Annotated in this window: 14 protein-coding genes; 3 read left to right on the plus strand and 11 right to left on the minus strand. The window is 70.8% G+C overall.

Translation table 11 applies throughout. The annotated features are described in order from the left end of the window. Positions 1-221: 221 nt before the first annotated feature. Entirely contained in the window at positions 222-788 is a 567-nt protein-coding gene (locus ACH4UM_RS34235) for a universal stress protein (RefSeq protein ID WP_398188101.1), read from the plus strand. 5 nt (positions 789-793) lie between these two features. Here the strand turns inward: ACH4UM_RS34235 and ACH4UM_RS34240 are convergent, their stop codons facing one another. The 8 genes from ACH4UM_RS34240 to ACH4UM_RS34275 form a co-directional block, all read right to left on the minus strand. Continuing rightward, positions 794-3346 carry an ATP-binding protein gene (locus ACH4UM_RS34240; protein ID WP_398188104.1) on the minus strand — a complete coding sequence of 851 codons (2553 nt, stop codon included), beginning with the start codon at positions 3344-3346 and terminating at the stop codon, positions 794-796. Between the two features lies 1 nt (position 3347). After that, positions 3348-4031: a response regulator gene (locus ACH4UM_RS34245; RefSeq protein WP_398188107.1), complete on the minus strand. Its 684-nt coding sequence runs from the start codon at positions 4029-4031 to the stop codon at positions 3348-3350. 134 nt (positions 4032-4165) lie between these two features. After that, complete coding sequence (locus ACH4UM_RS34250) at positions 4166-4834, minus strand: potassium-transporting ATPase subunit C (protein ID WP_398188110.1); 669 nt, start codon at positions 4832-4834, stop codon at positions 4166-4168. A 5-nt stretch (positions 4835-4839) separates the two neighbouring features. After that, on the minus strand, positions 4840-6978 hold the full coding sequence (kdpB, locus tag ACH4UM_RS34255) for a potassium-transporting ATPase subunit KdpB (protein ID WP_398188113.1): 2139 nt from the start codon (positions 6976-6978) through the stop codon (positions 4840-4842). After that, entirely contained in the window at positions 6978-8639 is a 1662-nt protein-coding gene (gene kdpA, locus ACH4UM_RS34260) for a potassium-transporting ATPase subunit KdpA (RefSeq protein ID WP_398188116.1), read from the minus strand. The genes kdpB and kdpA overlap by 1 nt, the downstream gene beginning before the upstream one ends. Positions 8640-8647: 8 nt before the next feature. Further along, positions 8648-8737, minus strand: a complete 90-nt coding sequence (gene kdpF, locus ACH4UM_RS34265) for a K(+)-transporting ATPase subunit F (protein ID WP_018566520.1) — start codon at positions 8735-8737, stop codon at positions 8648-8650. Further along, complete coding sequence (locus ACH4UM_RS34270; RefSeq protein ID WP_398188119.1) at positions 8734-8874, minus strand: hypothetical protein; 141 nt, start codon at positions 8872-8874, stop codon at positions 8734-8736. The genes kdpF and ACH4UM_RS34270 overlap by 4 nt, the downstream gene beginning before the upstream one ends. Before the next feature lie 120 nt (positions 8875-8994). Beyond that, positions 8995-10836 carry an APC family permease gene (locus tag ACH4UM_RS34275; protein ID WP_398188122.1) on the minus strand — a complete coding sequence of 614 codons (1842 nt, stop codon included), beginning with the start codon at positions 10834-10836 and terminating at the stop codon, positions 8995-8997. A gap of 285 nt (positions 10837-11121) precedes the next feature. On the opposite strand from ACH4UM_RS34275, the gene ACH4UM_RS34280 reads away from it, so the two are divergent. Further along, positions 11122-11688 carry a hypothetical protein gene (locus ACH4UM_RS34280; RefSeq protein ID WP_398188125.1) on the plus strand — a complete coding sequence of 189 codons (567 nt, stop codon included), beginning with the start codon at positions 11122-11124 and terminating at the stop codon, positions 11686-11688. 13 nt (positions 11689-11701) lie between these two features. Here ACH4UM_RS34280 and ACH4UM_RS34285 read toward each other — a convergent pair whose 3' ends face one another. Both ACH4UM_RS34285 and ACH4UM_RS34290 read right to left on the minus strand, forming a co-directional pair. Then, positions 11702-12502: a DUF4118 domain-containing protein gene (locus tag ACH4UM_RS34285; RefSeq protein ID WP_398188128.1), complete on the minus strand. Its 801-nt coding sequence runs from the start codon at positions 12500-12502 to the stop codon at positions 11702-11704. After that, positions 12502-15006 (minus strand): ATP-binding protein, encoded by a 2505-nt coding sequence (locus ACH4UM_RS34290; protein WP_398188130.1) that lies wholly within the window; start codon positions 15004-15006, stop codon positions 12502-12504. Before ACH4UM_RS34290 ends, ACH4UM_RS34285 begins: the two co-directional genes overlap by 1 nt. 235 nt (positions 15007-15241) lie before the next feature. Between ACH4UM_RS34290 and ACH4UM_RS34295 the strand changes: the two genes are divergently transcribed. After that, entirely contained in the window at positions 15242-16819 is a 1578-nt protein-coding gene (locus tag ACH4UM_RS34295; RefSeq protein ID WP_398188132.1) for a Na+/H+ antiporter, read from the plus strand. Here ACH4UM_RS34295 and ACH4UM_RS34300 read toward each other — a convergent pair. Further along, positions 16816-18390, minus strand: a complete 1575-nt coding sequence (locus ACH4UM_RS34300; protein ID WP_398188135.1) for a hypothetical protein — start codon at positions 18388-18390, stop codon at positions 16816-16818. The two genes, ACH4UM_RS34295 and ACH4UM_RS34300, sit on opposite strands and share 4 nt — an antisense overlap. Positions 18391-18616 lie beyond the last annotated feature (226 nt).

An 18616-nucleotide genomic window follows, 5' to 3' on the forward strand; every position in this document is an offset into this window, starting at 1 on the left:
GCTGCCGGACGTGCCCTGACGGGACGCTGACGACGATCCGGGCGACCTTGACGGGACGCTGACGGCCCCGGTGAGAAGGCATGGAAAAGGTCGTCAGAAGGGCGCCAAGAACTGGCGTACGGGCTGTTCGAAAGCCTCGGAACGGAGGTGAGATGGAATCGGTTCCGAGGAGGATCGCCGACTGGGAAGCCCCGGTCGGAGTGTGCAGAACGGTGAAAGCGATGTCCGAGTCCCGTCCGTCCTCAGCCGCTCGCGTCGTGGTGGGGGTGAGCGGTTCGCTGGGCAGTCTCACCGCGCTGGGCCTGGCCGCCCGCGAGGCCCGGTGCCGGGGAGCCGAGCTCTGGCCGGTACTGGCCTGGGAGCCGCCCGGCGGGGATCTCGCCGCCCGCAGGTCCCCGGCCGCGGCCGTCATGGTTGAGGAGTGGGAGCGGCAGGCGCGGGAGCGACTCCTCAAGGCGCTGTGTGACGTGTTCGGCAGTACGGGCCCCGGGCTGCCCGGCCAGGCGCTCGTCGCCCGGGGCGCCCCGGGACCGGCGCTGGTGCGGATCGCCGACCGGAAGGACGACCTCCTCGTGGTCGGCGCCGGGCGGCGTAACCGGCTGCACCGCGCGCTCTCGCCGTCGGTCGGCCGCTGCTGTCTCGCCCACGCCACCTGCCCCGTCCTCACGGTCCCGCCGTCCCCGCTCCAGGCCGCGCTGGCGGCCGTGCACCGCCGGAACGCGTGGCGGCTGCGGCTGGACACGGGGCGCCTGCAGCGGGAATTCGAAACCGTGCCGCCCGGCGTCTGAGGTCCTCAGGGCGTGACCGCGGCCGGCAGTTCCGGCAGTTCCGGCTGCTCCGGATGTCGCTCGGGGGCCGTCGGTACGGTGAGCACCATGGTGAGCCCGCCGCCCGGCGTGTCCTCGGCATGCAGTGTGCCGCCGACGGCCTCGGCGAAGCCGCGTGCGACCGCCAGGCCGAGGCCGACGCCGACCCCGCGCGGTGAGTCCCCGTACCGCTGGAAGGGTTCGAAGATGCGGTCCTTGGCCTCGTCCGGCACACCGGGACCACGGTCGACAACGCGCAACTCGACGCGGTCGCCGAGTGCGCTCGCGGACACCAGGACCTTCTCCTGCGGCGGACTGTGCTTGACGGCGTTCTCGACGACGTTGGCGACGGCCCGCTCCAGCAGCCCCCGGTCCACGTGGACCATGGGCAGGGTCTCGGGGATGTCCAGTTCCACACTGTCCTCGGGCACCCCGCCGAGCGCCATGGGCACGACCTCGTCGAGGTCGGTCTCGCGGATGATGGGGGCCACCGTGCCGGTCTGCAGGCGGGACATGTCCAGCAGGTTGCCCACGAGGTGGTCGAGCCGGTCGGCGCCCTCCTCAATGGCCTCCAGCAGTTCCGCCCGGTCCTGCTCGGACCACTCGACGTCGTCGGAACGCAGAGAGGACACGGCGGCCTTGATGCCGGCGAGCGGGGTGCGCAGGTCGTGGCTGACGGCGGCGAGCAGGGCGGTCCGTATGCGGTTGCCCTCGGCCAGTTCCTCGGCCCGGTCGGCCTCGCGCTGCAGGCGTTGGCGGTCCAGGACGACGGCGGCCTGTGCGGCGAAGGCGGCCAGCACCCGTCGGTCGGCGGCCGGCAGCACCCGGCCGCGCAGGGACAGGGCCATGTGGTCACCGATCGGTACGTCGACGTCGGCGTCCTCCGGGATCTCGGCCGGACGGGGTCCCACGCTGCTGGCACAGGTCCAGGGAGCCGTCTCGCCGGTCCGCTCCAGCAGGGCCACCGATTCCATGCCGAAGGTCTCACGGACCCTCTCCAGCAGCGCCTCCAGCGTGGTTTCGCCGCGCAGGACGTTCCCCGCGAGGAAGGAGAGGATCTCGGACTCGGCGCGCAGCCGGGCCGCCTGGTGGGTGCGCCGGGCGGCGAGGCCCACGACCGAGGCCACGGACACGGCGACCCCGACGAAGATCGCAATGGCGACGATGTTCTTCGGGTCGGCGATGGTGAAGGTGTGGACGGGCGGGGTGAAGTACCAGTTGAGCAGCAGGGAGCCCACGACCGCGGAAGCCAGTGCCGGGAAGAGTCCGCCCAGCAGGGCTGCCGCCACCGTCAGGGTGAGGAACAGCAGCATGTCGTTGGCGAGGCCGACGTCCGAAGTGGCGCTGGTGAGGAGCCAGGTGAGGAGGGCGGGGCCGAGCACGCCGACGAGCCAGCCCCAGATGACCCGGGAGCGTCCGAGGCGTGTTCCGCGTACGACCGGCAGTCCCCGGCCCTTGCCCGCCTCGTCGTGGGTGATGAGGTGGACGTCGAGGTCGGGGCCGGACTCGCGGGCGACGGTGGCGCCGACGCCGGGCCCGAAGACGTATTGCCAGCTCCTGCGGCGGGAGACGCCCAGCACGATCTGGGTGGCGTTCACGCCCCGGGCGAAGTCGAGCAGCGCGGCCGGGATGTCGTCGCCGACAACCTGGTGGAATGTGCCGCCGAGGTCCTCGACCAGCGTGCGCTGGACGGCCAGTTCCTTCGGGGAGGCTGCGGTGAGGCCGTCGCTGCGGGAGATGTAGACGGCCAGGACCTCGCCGCCGGCGCCCTTCTCCGCCAGGCGTGCGGCCCTCCGGATCAGGGTGCGGCCCTCGGGACCGCCGGTCAGGCCGACCACGATGCGCTCGCGCGAGCCCCAGATGGCCGAGACATGGTGCTCGCTTCGGTACTCGGTGAGATATGCGTCGACCCGGTCGGCCACCCACAGCAGGGCCAGTTCGCGCAGGGCGGTGAGGTTGCCGGGCCTGAAGTAGTTGGAGAGGGCCGCGTCGACCTTGTCCGGTTTGTAGACGTTGCCGTGGGCCATACGGCGCCGCAGCGCCTCCGGGGACATGTCGACCAGCTCGATCTGGTCGGCACGGCGTACGACCTCGTCGGGGACCGTCTCGCGCTGCCGCACCCCGGTGATCGACTCGACCACGTCGCCCAGGGACTCCAGGTGCTGGATGTTGACGGTGGATATGACGTCGATGCCGGCGGCGAGCAGTTCCTCGACGTCCTGCCAGCGCTTGGCGTTGCGCGAGCCGGGGACGTTGGTGTGGGCGAGTTCGTCGACCAGGGCGACGGCGGGGGCACGCCGCAGGACGGCGTCGACGTCCATCTCGTTGAAGGTGCCGCCCCGGTACGCGATCTCTTTTCGCGGCACCTGTTCCAGGCCGTGCAGCATCACCTCGGTGCGCGGCCGGTGGTGGTGTTCCACGAAGGCGACGACGCAGTCGGTGCCCCGCTCGACACGGCGGTGCGCCTCCGACAGCATCGCGTACGTCTTGCCGACGCCGGGTGCCGCGCCGAGGTAGATCCGGAGCTTGCCGCGTGTCATGTCATCCTTCGAAGCGGTAGCCCATGCCGGGCTCGGTGATCAGATAGCGGGGGTGGGAGGGCTCCGTCTCCAGTTTGCGGCGGAGCTGGGCCATGTAGACGCGCAGGTAGTTGGTCTTGTTGCTCTGGGAAATGCCCCAGACCTCCCGGAGCAGCTGCCTCTGGGTGATGAGCCTGCCGGGGTTGGTCACCAGGATTTCCAGCAAGTGCCACTCGGTCGGGGTCAGCCGTACGTCCCGCCCGTCCTTGACGACCTTCTTGGCGAGCAGGTCGATGCTGAAGTGCTCCGTTTCGACCAGCGTCGTATCGGGGGCGACCGGGGTGTCCTCGGTGCGGCGGACGGCGGCCCGCAGGCGCGCCAGCAGCTCGTTCATGCTGAACGGCTTGGTGATGTAGTCGTCGGCGCCGGCGTCGAGCGCGGCCACTTTCTCGTCGGACGCCTGCCGTGCGGACAGGACCAGGATCGGCACGCGGCTCCAGCCTCGCAGGCCCTTGATGATGTCGACGCCGTCCATGTCGGGCAGACCGAGGTCGAGCAGGACCACGTCGGGCTGACGGGCGGCAGCAAGCCGGAGGGCCGTGGTCCCATCCGGGGCGGCATCCACGCCGTAGTGACGTGCCTGCAAGTTGATGACGAGGGCCCGCACGAGCTGCGGGTCGTCCTCCACCACGAGCACCCTGGTCATGGGTGTGTGCCTCTCCTGTCCTGCGTCGGGCCGTGCGCACCGGAATCGGGGCAACCGACGTCATGGCGGCGGGAGTCGGCGGATCCGGGATGGCTCCCGGGTCCGTCGACTCCCCTGTGGGTCGTGCAAGGCCATCACTTCTTCGCTGCGAGATCCTTGAGCGCGATGTTGAGCTTCAGGACGTTCACGCGGGGTTCGCCCATGAAGCCGAGGGTGCGGCCCTGGGTGTGGTCCTTGACCAGCTTCTCCACCTGGGTGGCTGAGAGGCCGTTCTTCGCGGCGACGCGGTGGACCTGGAGTTCGGCGTAGGCCGGGGAGATGTCCGGGTCCAGGCCGGAGCCGGAGGAGGTGACCGCGTCGGCGGGGACGTCCGACGGCTTGACGGTGTGGCCGGGCACCGAGTTGTCCTTCACGACCGCGGCCTTGGCGTCCTCGACCTGCTTGATCAGGTCCTTGTTGTCGGCGGACAGGTTGGTGGCGCCGGACAGGATCAGCCTGTACTGCGTGTTGACGCTGTTGGCACCGAGCCCGTTGGCCGGGCGGCCCTGGAACCATTTCAGGTCCGCGTCCGGGGTCTGCTGGCCCTTCTTCAGCGGCAGGTCGTACGACTGCCCGATCAGGGACGAGCCGACGACCTTGCCGTCCGCCTTTATCTCGGAGCCGTTCGCCTTGTCGTGGAACAGCCCCTGCGCGATGCCGGTGACGACCACCGGGTAGATCACGCCGGTCACCAGGGTCAGCAGGAGGAGGGCGCGCAGGCCCGCCCCGAGCAACCGGGCGGTGTTGGTCACGGAGTTGTTCATGGCGATCAGCCGATTCCGGGGATGAGGGAGATGAGCAGGTCGATGATCTTGATGCCGATGAACGGCGCGACCAGGCCGCCGAGGCCGTAGATTCCGAGGTTGCGGCGGAGCATCTTGTCCGCGCTCACAGGCCGGTACCGCACACCCCTCAGGGACAGCGGCACCAGCGCGATGATGATCAGCGCGTTGAAGACGACGGCGGACAGGATCGCCGAGTCGGGCGAGGACAGGTGCATGATGTTCAGCTTGTCCAGGCCCGGGTAGACCGCCGCGAACAGCGCGGGGATGATCGCGAAGTACTTGGCGACGTCGTTGGCGATGGAGAACGTCGTCAACGCACCACGGGTGATGAGGAGTTGCTTGCCGATCTCGACGATCTCGATGAGCTTGGTCGGGTTGGAGTCGAGGTCCACCATGTTGCCGGCCTCCTTGGCGGCCGACGTGCCGGTGTTCATCGCCACGCCGACGTCCGCCTGGGCCAGCGCCGGGGCGTCGTTGGTGCCGTCGCCGGTCATCGCGACCAGTTTGCCGCCGGCCTGCTCCCGCTTGATGAGGGCCATCTTGTCCTCGGGCGTGGCCTCGGCGAGGAAGTCGTCGACGCCCGCCTCCTCGGCGATCGCCTTCGCGGTCAGCGGGTTGTCACCCGTGATCATGACCGTCTTGATGCCCATGCGGCGCAGCTCCTCGAACCGCTCCCGCATGCCGTGCTTGACGACGTCCTTGAGGTGGATGACACCCAGCACCCGGGCGCCCTTGTCGTCGTTCACGGCGACCAGCAGCGGAGTCCCGCCCGCCTCGGAGATCCGGTTGGCGATCGAGTCGGCGTCCTCGGCGACCGTGCCGCCCTGCTCCTCCACCCAGGCGATGACCGAGGCCGTGGCGCCCTTGCGGACCCTGCGGCCGTCCACGTCCACACCCGACATACGGGTCTGGGCGGTGAACTCGATCCACTCGGCGTGCGCGAGCTCGCCCTGGTGCCGCTCGCGCAGCCCGTACTTCTCCTTCGCGAGAACGACGATGGAGCGGCCCTCGGGCGTCTCGTCGGCGAGGGAGGAAAGCTGGGCGGTATCGGCGAGCTCCGCCTCCGTCGTCCCACGCACCGGCACGAACTCGGCTGCCTGCCGGTTGCCGAGCGTGATGGTGCCCGTCTTGTCGAGCAGCAGCGTGGAGACGTCACCGGCGGCCTCGACCGCGCGCCCCGACATGGCCAGCACATTGCGCTGGACCAGCCGGTCCATGCCCGCGATACCGATCGCGGAGAGCAGGGCGCCGATGGTGGTCGGGATCAGGCAGACCAGCAGGGCGACCAGCACGACCATCGTCAGGTGCGTGTGAGCGAAGGTCGCGAACGGCGGCAGGGTCGCCACCGCCAGCAGGAACACGATCGTCAGCGACGCCAGCAGGATGTTCAGCGCGATCTCGTTGGGCGTCTTCTGCCGGGCCGCACCCTCGACCAGGTTGATCATCCGGTCGATGAAGGTCTCGCCGGGCTTCGTCGTTATCTTGATGACGATCCGGTCGGAGAGCACCTTCGTACCGCCGGTCACCGCGGAGCGGTCGCCGCCGGACTCCCGGATGACCGGGGCGGACTCACCGGTGATCGCCGACTCGTCCACGGACGCGACACCCTCGACGACGTCACCGTCACCGGGGATGACGTCACCGGCCTCGCAGACCACCAGGTCACCGATGGTCAGCGCGGTGCCGGGGACCTGCTCCTCGGACATGCCGTCGGCCAGGAGCCGCCGGGCGACGGTGTCGGTCTTGGCCTTGCGCAGGGTGTCGGCCTGCGCCTTGCCGCGGCCCTCGGCCACGGCCTCCGCCAGGTTGGCGAAGATCACGGTCAGCCACAGCCAGGCGCTGATGGCCCAGCCGAACCACTGGCCCGGGTGTTGGAAGGAGAAGACGGTGGTCAGGACGGAACCGATCCACACCACGAACATCACGGGCGACTTGACCATCACCCGCGGGTCGAGCTTGCGGAAGGCGTCCGGCAGCGACTTGACCAGTGCCTTGGGGTCGAAGAGGCCCGCTCCGACACGGCCCTCGGCGGGCTTGTGCCCGGTGGGGACATCGCTGTGCGGCGCCCGGGTGGGAGTGGCTGTGGACATGGAGTCCTCTGGGTTGTCTGTACGGGTGGTCATCACGCCAGCCCCTCGGCGAGCGGGCCCAGCGCCAGGGCCGGGAAGTACGTGAGACCGGTGATGATCAGGATCGCGCCCACCAGCAGGCCGGTGAACAGCGGCTTCTCGGTGCGCAGGGTGCCCGCGGTGACCGGAACCGGCTTCTGCCCGGCCAGCGAACCGGCCAGCGCCAGCACGAACACCATCGGCAGGAAGCGGCCCAGCAGCATCGCCAGCCCGGTCATGGTGTTGAACCAGTCGGTGTTCGCGTTCAGCCCGGCGAAGGCCGAACCGTTGTTGTTCGAGGCCGACGTGAAGGCGTACAGGACTTCGGAGAAGCCGTGCGCGCCGGAGTTCAGCATCGAGTGCGGCGGGGTCGGCAGGGCCATGGACGCGGCCGTGAAGACCAGCACCAGTGCCGGGGTGATCAGGATGTAGCAGGCGGCGAGCTTCATCTCCCGGCCGCCGATCTTCTTGCCCAGGTACTCGGGCGTACGGCCCACCATCAGCCCGGCGATGAACACCGCGATGACCGCCATGATCAGCATGCCGTACAGGCCCGACCCTGTACCGCCGGGCGCGATCTCGCCCAGCATCATGCCCAGCATGGCGACACCGCCGCCCAGGCCGGTGAAGGACGAGTGGAAGGAGTCCACCGCGCCCGTCGAGGTGAGCGTCGTCGACACCGCGAAGATCGACGACGGGCCGACCCCGAAGCGGACCTCCTTGCCCTCCATCGCCCCGCGCGCGGCCTGCAACGCCGGGCCGTGGTGCGCGAACTCCGTCGCCATCATCAGGGCGACGAAACCGACCCAGATGACGGCCATGGTCGCGAGGATCGCGTACCCCTGCTTCACCGAGCCGACCATCACGCCGAAGGTGCGGGTCAGCGAGAACGGGATCACCAGGATCAGGAAGATCTCGAACAGGTTCGTGAACGGCGTCGGGTTCTCGAAGGGATGGGCGCTGTTGGCGTTGAAGTAGCCGCCGCCGTTCGTGCCCAGCTCCTTGATGGCCTCCTGGGAGGCGACCGCGCCGCCGTTCCACTGCTGCGAGCCGCCCATGAACTGGCCGACCTCATGGATGCCGGAGAAGTTCTGGATCGCACCGCAGGCGACGAGGATCACCGCGGCGATCGCCGCGCCCGGCACGAGGATCCGCAGCGTGCCGCGCACCAGGTCGGTCCAGAAGTTGCCCAGTTCACCGGTGCGCGAGCGGGCGAAGCCGCGCACCAAGGCCACCGCCACGGCGATACCGACGGCCGCGGAGACGAAGTTCTGCACCGCGAGGCCGGCGGTCTGCACGACGTGCCCCATGGTCTGCTCGCCGTAGTACGACTGCCAGTTGGTGTTCGTCACGAACGACACAGCTGTGTTGAACGACTGCGCCGGGCTGACCGAGGAGAAGCCCAGCGAGCCGGGCAGGACGCCCTGCAGCCGCTGCAGCAGGTAGAGGAAGAGGACGCCGGCGGCCGAGAAGGCGAGAACACCGCGCAGATACGCGGGCCAGGTCATCTCGGTGTCGGGGTCGGCACCGATGCCCTTGTAGATCCACTTCTCCACCCGCAGGTGCTTCTTGGAGGAGTAGACCCGGGCCATGTAGTTGCCGACGGGGACGTAGGCCAGCGCCAGCGCGCCTATGAGGGCGAGCAGTTGGAGCAGGCCGGCGAGTACGGGACCCATGTCTTGTCTCAGAACCTCTCCGGGAAGATCAGGGCGAGGACGAGATAGCCCAGCAGGGCGACGGCCACGATCAGGCCGACGACGTTCTCGGCGGTCACAGCTTCGTCACCCCCTTGGCGGCAAGGGCCACCAGTGCGAAACCCGCGAGCACGGTGACGACGAAGGCCAGATCGGCCATCGCGAACTCCTGGAGTGAGGTTCGGTTGAATCGGACGCTTAGAGCAAAGCGCCTCACTGGCCGGATCCGGTCGCCCGTTGATGGCTCTCTTACGGCGGCCCCCACAGCTTTGACGGGACTCTTACGTCCGCTGATCCATACCGGCGAGTAGGCCACCGTGACAGCCGGTGACCCCGCTCAACGGAGCCGGAAGCGCAGTCGGCAGATCACCGCGTCCGTCTCCCGCCGCACGGCGTGCGCCACGATCGCGCCCCGCTGGTTCTGCAGCAGCCGCTGCCACAACCGTTCCGGCTCGGTCTCCGGGATCAGCACGGTGACACGCGTGCTTGGCTCGGCGGCGGCCACCTCACGGACGTATGCGGCGATCGGGCGGCCCAGGCTGCGCCGCTCGCACGACAAACTCACCAGCGGCACCCCGGGGCCCCACTCGGCCCATGCGCGCTCCAGCACGTGCAGCTGAGCCCGGTCCTCGGAGTCCGGGTAGCAGACGGTCACCGCACGTACCTCGTCGCCGAGCGAGGCGGCCGCGGTCAGCGCTTCCGACGTCAGCCGGGAGAGGGACGACACCGGAACGATCACCAGCGAGCGCTCACGGTGCGGGGCGTCCGGGATGCGGCCGAGTCCGAGCCGATCGCCTATCCGGCCGTAGGCACGGTGTACGGTCTCGAAGGCGACCACCACCAGGGGAAGCGCGATCACGATCAGCCAGGCACCCTCCGTGAACTTGCTCGCCGTGACGACGACGGTCGCAACACCGGTGAGGACCGCGCCGAAGCCGTTGAGCAGCGCCTTCCCGAACCACCGCCGGCCGCGCCCGAGGCGCCAGTGCCGGACCATGCCCACCTGGGCGATCGTGAAGCCGACGAAGACACCGATCGCGAACATCGGCACCAGGGTGTTGGTGTCCCCGCCGGAGAAGACCACCAGTGCGGCCGAGACGACGGCCAGGGCGAGGACGCCGTGCCGGTGGACCTGGCGGTCGGCCTTCAGGGCGAACACGTGCGGCGCGTAGTTGTCGCGTGCGAGGAGCTTCAGCAGCACCGGCAACCCGCCGAAGGAGGTGTTCGCGGACAGCGCCAGCAGGATCATCGTCGCGAACTGGATGACGTAGAACGCCCAGTTGTGGCCGAGCGAGGCGTCCGCCAGCTGGGCCAGCACCGTCACGCCCTCGACCGGCTGCAGGTGGAAGCGGCCGATCAGCACCGACAGGCCGATCAGCATCAGGCCGAGGGCGGCACCGAGGGCGACCTCCGCGCGCTGGGCGCGCCGGACCCGCGGCATCCGGAAGGACGGGACGGCGTTCGCGATGGCCTCCACCCCCGTCAGCGCCGCACAGCCGGAGGCAAAAGCCTTCAGCAGAAGCAGCGCCCCGACACTGGAGGCGCTGTCCGCGACGGCCGAGGCGTGCGCGGCCGCGGCCACCGTACTCACGGGGTGTGAGCGGAACAGGCCCACGGTGATCAGCACGTAGATCGAGCCGACGAACACGACCGTCGGAGCGATGAACACCTTCGCCGACTCCACGATCCCGCGCAGATTGACGCCCGTGATCAGCGCGAGCACCGCCAGGCACAGCCACAGCCGGTCTTCGTACAGGCCCGGGAACGCGGACGTCAGGGCGGCCACGCCGGCCGTGACGGCGACGGCCACGTTCAGCACGTAGTCCAGCACCAGTGAGGCGGCCGCCACCAGGCTCGTCCGCGCACCCAGATGGGTCTTCGCGACGGCGTAGGAGCCGCCGCCGTCAGGAAAGGCCGCGATCACCTGCCGGTAGGAGGCCACCAGCACCGCCAGCAGCGCGGCGATGGCCAGCGTGACCGGCATCGTGAAGCCCAGCCCGTGCGCACCCGCGGCGGTCAGGACCAGGACGATCGCCTCCGGGCCGTACGCCACCGACGCCATCGCGTCCAGCGACAGCGCGGCCAGGCCGGTGACCGCGGTCAGCCGGTGGCGTTCGCCGGTATCAGGCGGCTCCTCACCGGCGGGGACGGCATCCGGCTCGGTGGTCAGGACGGACATGGGTGCGGGCTCCTTCACTCTTCGGCCGCGCACGAGGGCTGACACGTGCGCGAGTGCACCCAGGTTCTGTCCGTTTCCCACCCGCTCCGGCCGTTCCTTGCGGCATCTTCGCGCCCAGCCGGCCGACCTTGACGGGACCTTGACGGGCGTGTGATCCGGGCGACTACCGTCGACCGCCACCCGGGTGACGCGGCCCGCAATCACGACGCGAAGAACCGCCGGAAATCCATCAGAGCCGCATCAAGGTGTGCCGATCGGGTTCTTCGAGTCACTACCGTCGGCGTCATGGGACGCCGTGACGACGCGCGGGGAGGACCACTCGGCGCACATGCGGACAAGGCAGACGGATCCGGGGAGGCCGCGAACGACGTCGAGTGGCGGCAGGAGTTGTGGAGCGCCGTCCGCTGCGCCTGTGCACTTCTCATCTCGTTGCTCCTGATCGACTGCGGCTCCGGACGGATCGCTCTGTGGCGCGCCGCGCTGTGGTTCGCTCTCGCCGGGGTCTTCTTCGTCGTGCTGTATCCCGCCCGGGTGTCCGCGGGCGGAAACTGGCTTGCATCGCGCCGGCTGATGCGCGGGTACCGGGTGCGAACGGACCAGTTGGTGTCGGTCCGCATCCTGGACGGGATCTCCCCACGGCTGCTGCTGCGGGACGCCCTGGGTGGCCGCGTCGAGATCGACCCCGATGTCCTGGTGCGCAACCCGCAGCTGTGGCTCCGCCTGGACGAGGGCGCGCGGCAAGCCGCCGCCGACGGCTCGCTGCTCTGCGGCACGACTGCCTTGCAGCGCCTCGCCCGGCGCGTGGACCGCGAAACCGCCCGTGCCGTGTTCAAAGCCTCCGGTCTGGAGTGAGCGCCGGGAGGGGTCAGGTGACCGGCCCCGACGTATCCAGAGCGGCCCCCGTCTGGTCGGCCAGGGTCACCGCGACAAGCCGAGCCTGAAGCGGGGGTACGGGGCCAGGGCCGGGGGTGAGCATGAAGCGGCCGAGGTAGTGGCCGTTGCCGTAGGTGCGCAGCTCGATCTCTCCCTCTGGCCAGCCGGCGGCGTCCACGTCCCAAGGGCGCCGGCCCACTGTCACGCTGCCATCGTTCTGCAGCCGTGGCGGCTGTCCCAGCAGGGTGCCGTACTCGAAGCGGCAGGTGCTCAGCCCGAGCAGATGGGTGAGCTCCTGACGGACGTGATCGACCACGGTGTTCGCGGAGTTGGCCGACTTCGCCAGTTCCGCCGTCCGGTGGACACGGCAGAGGTGAGCCGCGTCCGTGACAGTGATGACTTCCAGCCGACGGGCGTGAGCCGCCAGTTGGGACACGACGACGCCGACGACCAGCACGAGCACAGCCGTCTCGATGTCGGCGGATGCGGTGATGTCGAAGGTCTGGTACGGCCGGGTGAGGAAGAAGTCGAACCAGGCCGCCGCCGACAGGGCCGCGACCACCCCCGCCGTACGGCTGCCGAGCGCGGCCACCGCGACGACCACCACGACGAGGATGAGTGCGGCGTTCGTGTGCGACAGGCTCGTACGGAACGGGACGAGCCCGAGAGCCGCCAGGAAGGGGAGGGCCAGGCCCGCCACCAGGGCGAGCCGGTCCCGCAGCGGCCAGGGCCGTGGCGCGGCGCGGGGCCGCCCCCTACGGTGAAGCTTCCAGATGCCAGGCACTGTGCTCATCACGCACCTCCTACGCTCTGCTCGGTCGGTTCGGCAACCGCGGGCTGGGCTGTCTCCCCGGCGAAGGGCAGCGACACGACCATGGTCAGGCCGCCGCCGGGGGTGTCCTCGGGGATGAGGGTGCCGTTCATGGCTTCGGTCAGTCCCCGGGCAAGCGCGAGTCCGAGGCCGAGGCCGGCGGTGTTGTCGGTGTCGCCGAGCCGCTGGAAGGGCTCGAACAGCCGCTCGCGGCCGTCGGCGGGCAGGCCGGGCCCCCGGTCCACGACGCGCAGTTCCACACGTCCCGCCAGTGCACTGGCGGTCACCAGCACCTTCTTTCCCGGTGGTGAGTGGCGGGCGGCGTTGTTGACGAGGTTGGCCATCACGCGCTCCAGCAGCGGCGGGTCGGCCAGCACGGCCGGGGTCTCCTCCACGTCCGCCACCTCCACTTCGGCGACGTCCGCCAGCGCCATGGGGAGCACCTCCTCCAAGGAGGTGCTCCGCAGGTTGAGGGTGAGGGCGCCGGCCTCCAAGCGGCTGAGGTCGAGGAGGTTCTCCACCAGGCGGTTGAGCTTGGCCATGGACTCGTCGGCGGTGGCAAGGAGTTCGTCGCGGTCCTCCGGCGAGAACGCGACGTCACTGCTGCGCAGGGAGGTCACGGCTGCCCAGCCGGCGGCGAGCGGGGTGCGCAGGTCGTGGCCGACGGCCCGCAGCAGGGCCGTGCGCAGCCGGTCGGCGGCCTTCACGGGCTCCACCTCGGCCGCCGCCTCGGCCAGCCGGGCGCGCTCGACCGCGGAGCCCACGTGCGCGGCGAACGCGGCCAGCACTCGCCGCTCGGACGACGACAGCGCGCGACCGCGCAGCGCGAGGAAGCCACCGGGACCTGCGGGAACGGTCGTCACGCCTGCCATATCGGGTGGTTCGTCCACCAGGTCCGCCGACTCCATGCCGAAGGTCTCGCGCGTTCGCTGCAGCAGGGCCGGGATGGTCGCTTCTCCGCGGACGATGCTGCCGGCCAGGGACGACATCGTCTCCGCCTCGGCGGTCGCCCTGGCGGAGCGGCGCGACAGGCGCAGGGACCGGTCCACGACAGCGGCGACGGTGGCCGCAACGACCGCGAACACCGCCAGGGCCAGCAGTGCGTTCGGGTCGCTCAGCGTGAACTGGCCGGTGGGCGGGATGAACCAGTAGTTGAGGAGCAGGGACGCGGTCAGCGAGGCGATCACCGCCGAGACGACCCCGCCTATGCAGGCCACGCCCACCACGGCGAGCAGGAACAGCAGCGCCTCACTGGTCAGGTTCAGCGCGCCCCGCAGCTGGGCGAGGACGATCGTGAGCAGCACCGGCAGCACCAGTCCGGTCACCGGTCCGGCGATCAGCCGGACCGTGGACAGCGTGCGGCGCCGTGACGGCAGCAGGGTGCCGCGCCCGGCCCGCTCGTGGGTGACCCGGTGCACGTCGATGTCTCCCGACAGCTCGGTCACGGTCTCTCCCGTGCCGGGTCCGGTCAGGAACCGGGTCAGCCGACCGCGGCGGCTGGTGCCCAGCACGAGCTGGGTGGCGTTCTCGGCGCGGGCGAACTCCACCAGGGTGGCGGCCACGTCGGCGCCGACGACCGAGTGGTAGCTGCCGCCGACGCCTTCCACCAGTCGTCGCTGCCGGGCGAGCGAGGCGTGCGAGACTCCGGCGGCGAGCCCGTCGCTGCGGGCCACGTGCACGGCGAGCAGGTCGCCGCCTGCCGACCGGTCGGCGATACGGGCCGCACGCCGGATCAGTGTGTCGCCCTCCGGCCCTCCGGTCAGCGCCACGACGACCCGCTCCCGGGTCTCCCAGACCCCGCCGATACCGTGCCGGGAGCGATACTCCTGCAGGGCCTCGTCGACCCGGTCGGCCACCCACAGCAGCGCCAGCTGGCGCAGCGCGGTGAGGTTGCCGGGCCGGAAGTAGTTCGCCAGGGCCGCGTCGATCTTCTCAGGGTTGTAGATGTTGCCGTGCGCCATGCGGCGGCGCAGCCCCTCGGGCGGCATGTCCACCAGCTCGATCTGCCAGGCGCGCCGGACGACCTCGTCGGGCACCGTCTCGTGCTGGGGCACCCCGGTGATCTTCTCGACCACGTCGCCCAGGGACTCCAGGTGCTGGATGTTCAGCGCGCTGATCACGTCGATGCCGGCGTCGAGCAGCGTCTCGATGTCCTGCCATCGCTTGGGGTTGCGGCCGCCGCCGGGGATGTTGCTGTGGGCGAACTCGTCGACGATCGCCACCTGCGGGCGGCGGGCGAGCACCGCCGTCAGGTCCATCTCCTCGAACCGTCCACCGCGGTAGGCGCAGGATGCCCGGGCGACGGTTTCCAGGCCGTCGAGCATCGCCTGCGTGTGCGGGCGTCCGTGGCACTCCGCGAACCCCACCACCACATCCGCCCCGCGCGCGGCGCGGCGGCGTCCCTCGTCGAGCATCCGGTAGGTCTTGCCGACCCCCGGAGCCGCCCCGAGGTAGACCTTCAGTCGTCCGGGCCGTACGTCACTCATCGCCGCCGACGCGCTCCGCTCACTGATCCAGCTCTCCTGCGCAGAAGGGTTCCTCCCCCCAAGGAAGCCGCTTCGCGGCACGGTCGGCGCGGTTGTTGGCGGTTCCTTGGCGGCGGCCGGAGGGACCTTGACACTGTCTTGACGTGACCTGGCCCGATAGGGTGAGCGCAGGTGTGCCGGGAAGTCTGGTCGGCCGGGAGCCACGGCGGTTCTCCGAAAGCCCCAGGAGGACGGCATGCGCAGCGTCGGTACGGTTCTCGCCCTCGTGGTCCTCGCCACGGTGGTGGCCACCTTCGCGCGCCGCTGGCGCATTCCCGCGCCGTCCCTGCTCGTGGTCGCCGGTCTCGGTGTGGCGCTCCTGCCGGGCACCCCGACGATCGAGATCAGCCCCCGGATCATCGGGCTGGTCGTGCTGCCGCCGCTGCTGTACGCGAGCGCCGAGGACATGCCCTGGCGGGAGCTGCGCGCGGTGTGGAAGCCGGTCGGGATACTGGCCATCGGCCTGGTCCTGGCGTCCGCGGCGGCGGTGGGCGCCGTGGCGGCACTGGTGACGCCCCTGTCGTGGCAGATGGCGTTCGTGCTGGGCGCGGTGCTGGCCAGCACCGACCCGGTGGCCGTGACCGCGCTGGGCCGCCGGCTCGCCCTGCCGCCGAAGGTGCAGGTCCTCGTGCAGGCGGAGAGTCTCTTCAACGACGCCACGTCCCTGGTGCTGGTCCGGGTCGCCGCAGGCATCGCGGTGGCCTCGGCCGCGGCGAACTGGGGTGCGGCGGGCGGCGAGTTCGTGCTGCTGGCCGGCGGCGGCACGGTGATCGGGGCGGCGGTGGCCGGAGTGATCACGCTGATCCGGCGCCGTACCGAGGACCCTGTTCTGGAGACGGTGATCGCCCTGGTCACTCCGTACGCCGCCTACCTGCTGGCAGAAGCGGCGCACACCTCCGGGGTGACGTCGTGCGTGGTGGCCGGCGTGGTTCTCGGCAGCCGGGGCGACCGGCTCACCAACGCCCGTATACGACTGCAGTTGCACGCCGTCTACGGCACCGTGGTCTTCCTCTTGGAGAGCGTCGTCTTCAGCCTCATCGGACTGGCGCTGCCCGCGCAGGTGCGGGCCCTGTCGGACAGCGACCGGGCCTGGCCGCTGTACGCCCTCGCCGTAGCCGTCACCCTCGTCGGGGTCCGGCTGCTGTGGCTGGCGCCGCTGTCGGCGGTGGTGCAGCGCAAGGGCGGCATCAGCCGTATGAACTGGCGGGTGCCGGTCGTCCTGACCTGGGCGGGCACCCGAGGGGTGATGCCGCTGGCCGCTGCCCTGTCCATCCCCGCGGTCGTGGAGAATGGCGACCCGCTGGCCGACCGGCCGCTGGTCCTGGTGCTGACCACTTCGGTCGTGGTGGTCACCCTCGTCGTGCAGGGTTTCACCCTCGCGCCGGTCGTCCGCCGCTCCGGTATCGCCCTGGAACCCGCCCACACCGCGCGTGAGGAGGCCCAGGCCCGCTCCCACCTCGCCCATGCCGGCCTCGCACGGCTGGAGGAGCTCGCGGAGCTGGAAGTCGTGCCCGACGTCGTCCTCGACCGGCTGCGCCGGGGCCTGAACGCCCGGCTCGAGGACGCCCGGGACCGCCTCGCCGAGAACAACGGCGCCGACGGCGCGTCCACCGAGTCCGCCGACCTGGTCTACCGCCAGCTCCGCCGCGACCTGATCGCCGTGGAGACCACCGAACTTCAGCGCCTCTACGACGCACATCGCATCAGCGACACCACCCGCCGCCGGCTCCAGCGCGCCCTGGACCTGGAGGAGACCCGGCTGACGGACGCCTAACGGAACTCGGCCAGCCGGGGCCGCAGTCCGAGCAGGGTCAGCAGGCCGGCAGCCGCCAGCAGCCCGGCCGCCCACGGGAGGAGGCCGCTCACCGCCGAGCGGCCGTCCCGTACCGAGGACGCGAAGTGGGCGCGGTTGATGCCCGCCACCTTGTCCAGGGCTGCCATCCAGGCGCCGAAGTGCGCGTTGGAGGTGCCCGGCTCCCAGTCCATGCAGAACTCGACCGCCTCGCGCTCCTTGCCGGCCGCGAGCAGCGCGCGGATCTTCCGGTCGTCGCGTTGGTAGACGGCGTAGGCGTCCACCGCCTTCTCCGCCGCGGCCCGCTCGCCGGAGAAGGTGATGTTGTCCAGCTCGCGGCGGAACTCGCCGGTGAAGCGGAGATCATGGTGGTCGGCCTCGTACGCCTGCCAGGTGGTGGCCAGTTCCGGGTCGTACGTCGACGCAGTGGCGCCCTTCAGGCCGTAGAGCTGCTGCGACTTGGCGAGGAACGCATCCTCGTACTGCGTGCGGCGCTGTGGGTCGAGCAGGTAGCGGCTCTCGTCGGCGTTGGCGTCGTAGGCGATGGCGCGGGCGCGGGAGAGGGCGACGACGGAGTCGAAGGCCTCGCGCCGGGCCCCGCGCAGGCGATCGGCCGAGGCGGACAGCATCTGCGCCCCGAGGACGACCGCGAGCAGGGTGCAGACCGTGGCGGCCAGCACCCCGGGGTTGAGGAAGCGCCGGAAGCTGCGGGCGAGGTAGCACTGCAGGACGCCGAGCACGGCCAGCAGCACCACGCCGAGGGCGAAGACGGTGGCGAGCTGCGCGGAGGCGGTGGAGCGGGCCGAGGAGTACTCGCCGTCGAAGGCCGCGTCGTTGGAGGACACCAAGGCGCGGGCCGCAGGCAGGAGTTGGTTGCGCAGCAGGTCCGTGGCGCGGCGGTAGCCGGCGAGGGCAGCCGGTTTGCCGCCGCGGTGGCCGTCGTTCTCCAGGGCGCGTCCGATCAGTTCCTGGTACTCGGCGAAGTCGTCGGTCAAGGACTCCACGGTCTTCTCGTCCTCCCGGCTGCCCTGCGCGGCGACGGCGAGAGCACGCAGGTCATGCCCGATCTCGCGCCGGGCGTCGCCGTAGAAGCCGACGGCCTTGGTGTACGGCGTCTGCAGGCGTCCCTTTCCCGCATCGCCGCTGGACAGCAGGACGTTGGCGGCTTGGGCGTCCATGTCGTTCAGGGCCAGGTTGAGATCGGCGGCGCTGGTGGTGCGGGGGGCGTCGCGGTCGGCCACGCTGTTCCAGGCGCCGAGAGCGGCGATCCCGGCCACCAGCAGCAGCACGGCGAGGGTGGCTGCGAGCAGGATCGTGGCCGCGCGCAGAAGGCGAAGCCGCGCGGGCACGGTGGCCCAGTAGCGGCGGCGCAGAACGGCCCGCGCGGCCTCGGCCTGCCGCCACGGGCGCAGCCCCGGACCCGGTCCGGCCGCCCGCGAACCCCCTCGCTGCTGTGGTCCGGGGCTGCCCCCGGGCGGGGCGACCACCGTTCTTCGTGGCGGTGCGCCTTCCTCGGTCCGAGGATTCTGCGCCGACCCGGCCGTGAGAGTCACGGTCCCTCCAACGTCACGCCACGGACGGTCGCCCGTCCCCCGTCGGCGATGAGTCTGCGGCCGGATTCGGCCACCCACGGTCCTCGTTGACGCTCCCCTGATGGTCACTCAGCCACATTTGACGGCACGTTGACGGTGTCGGCGCCCGGGCCGTATGAGTGCCGCAAATTCCCCGCCCAGCACGTCAGCCGGGGCGGGAAACGGGGCTAGATTCGCTGTCGGCCGC

Origin of the sequence: Streptomyces sp. NPDC020801 (assembly GCF_044334385.1) — a bacterium.
Taxonomy (GTDB): Bacteria; Actinomycetota; Actinomycetes; order Streptomycetales; family Streptomycetaceae; genus Streptomyces.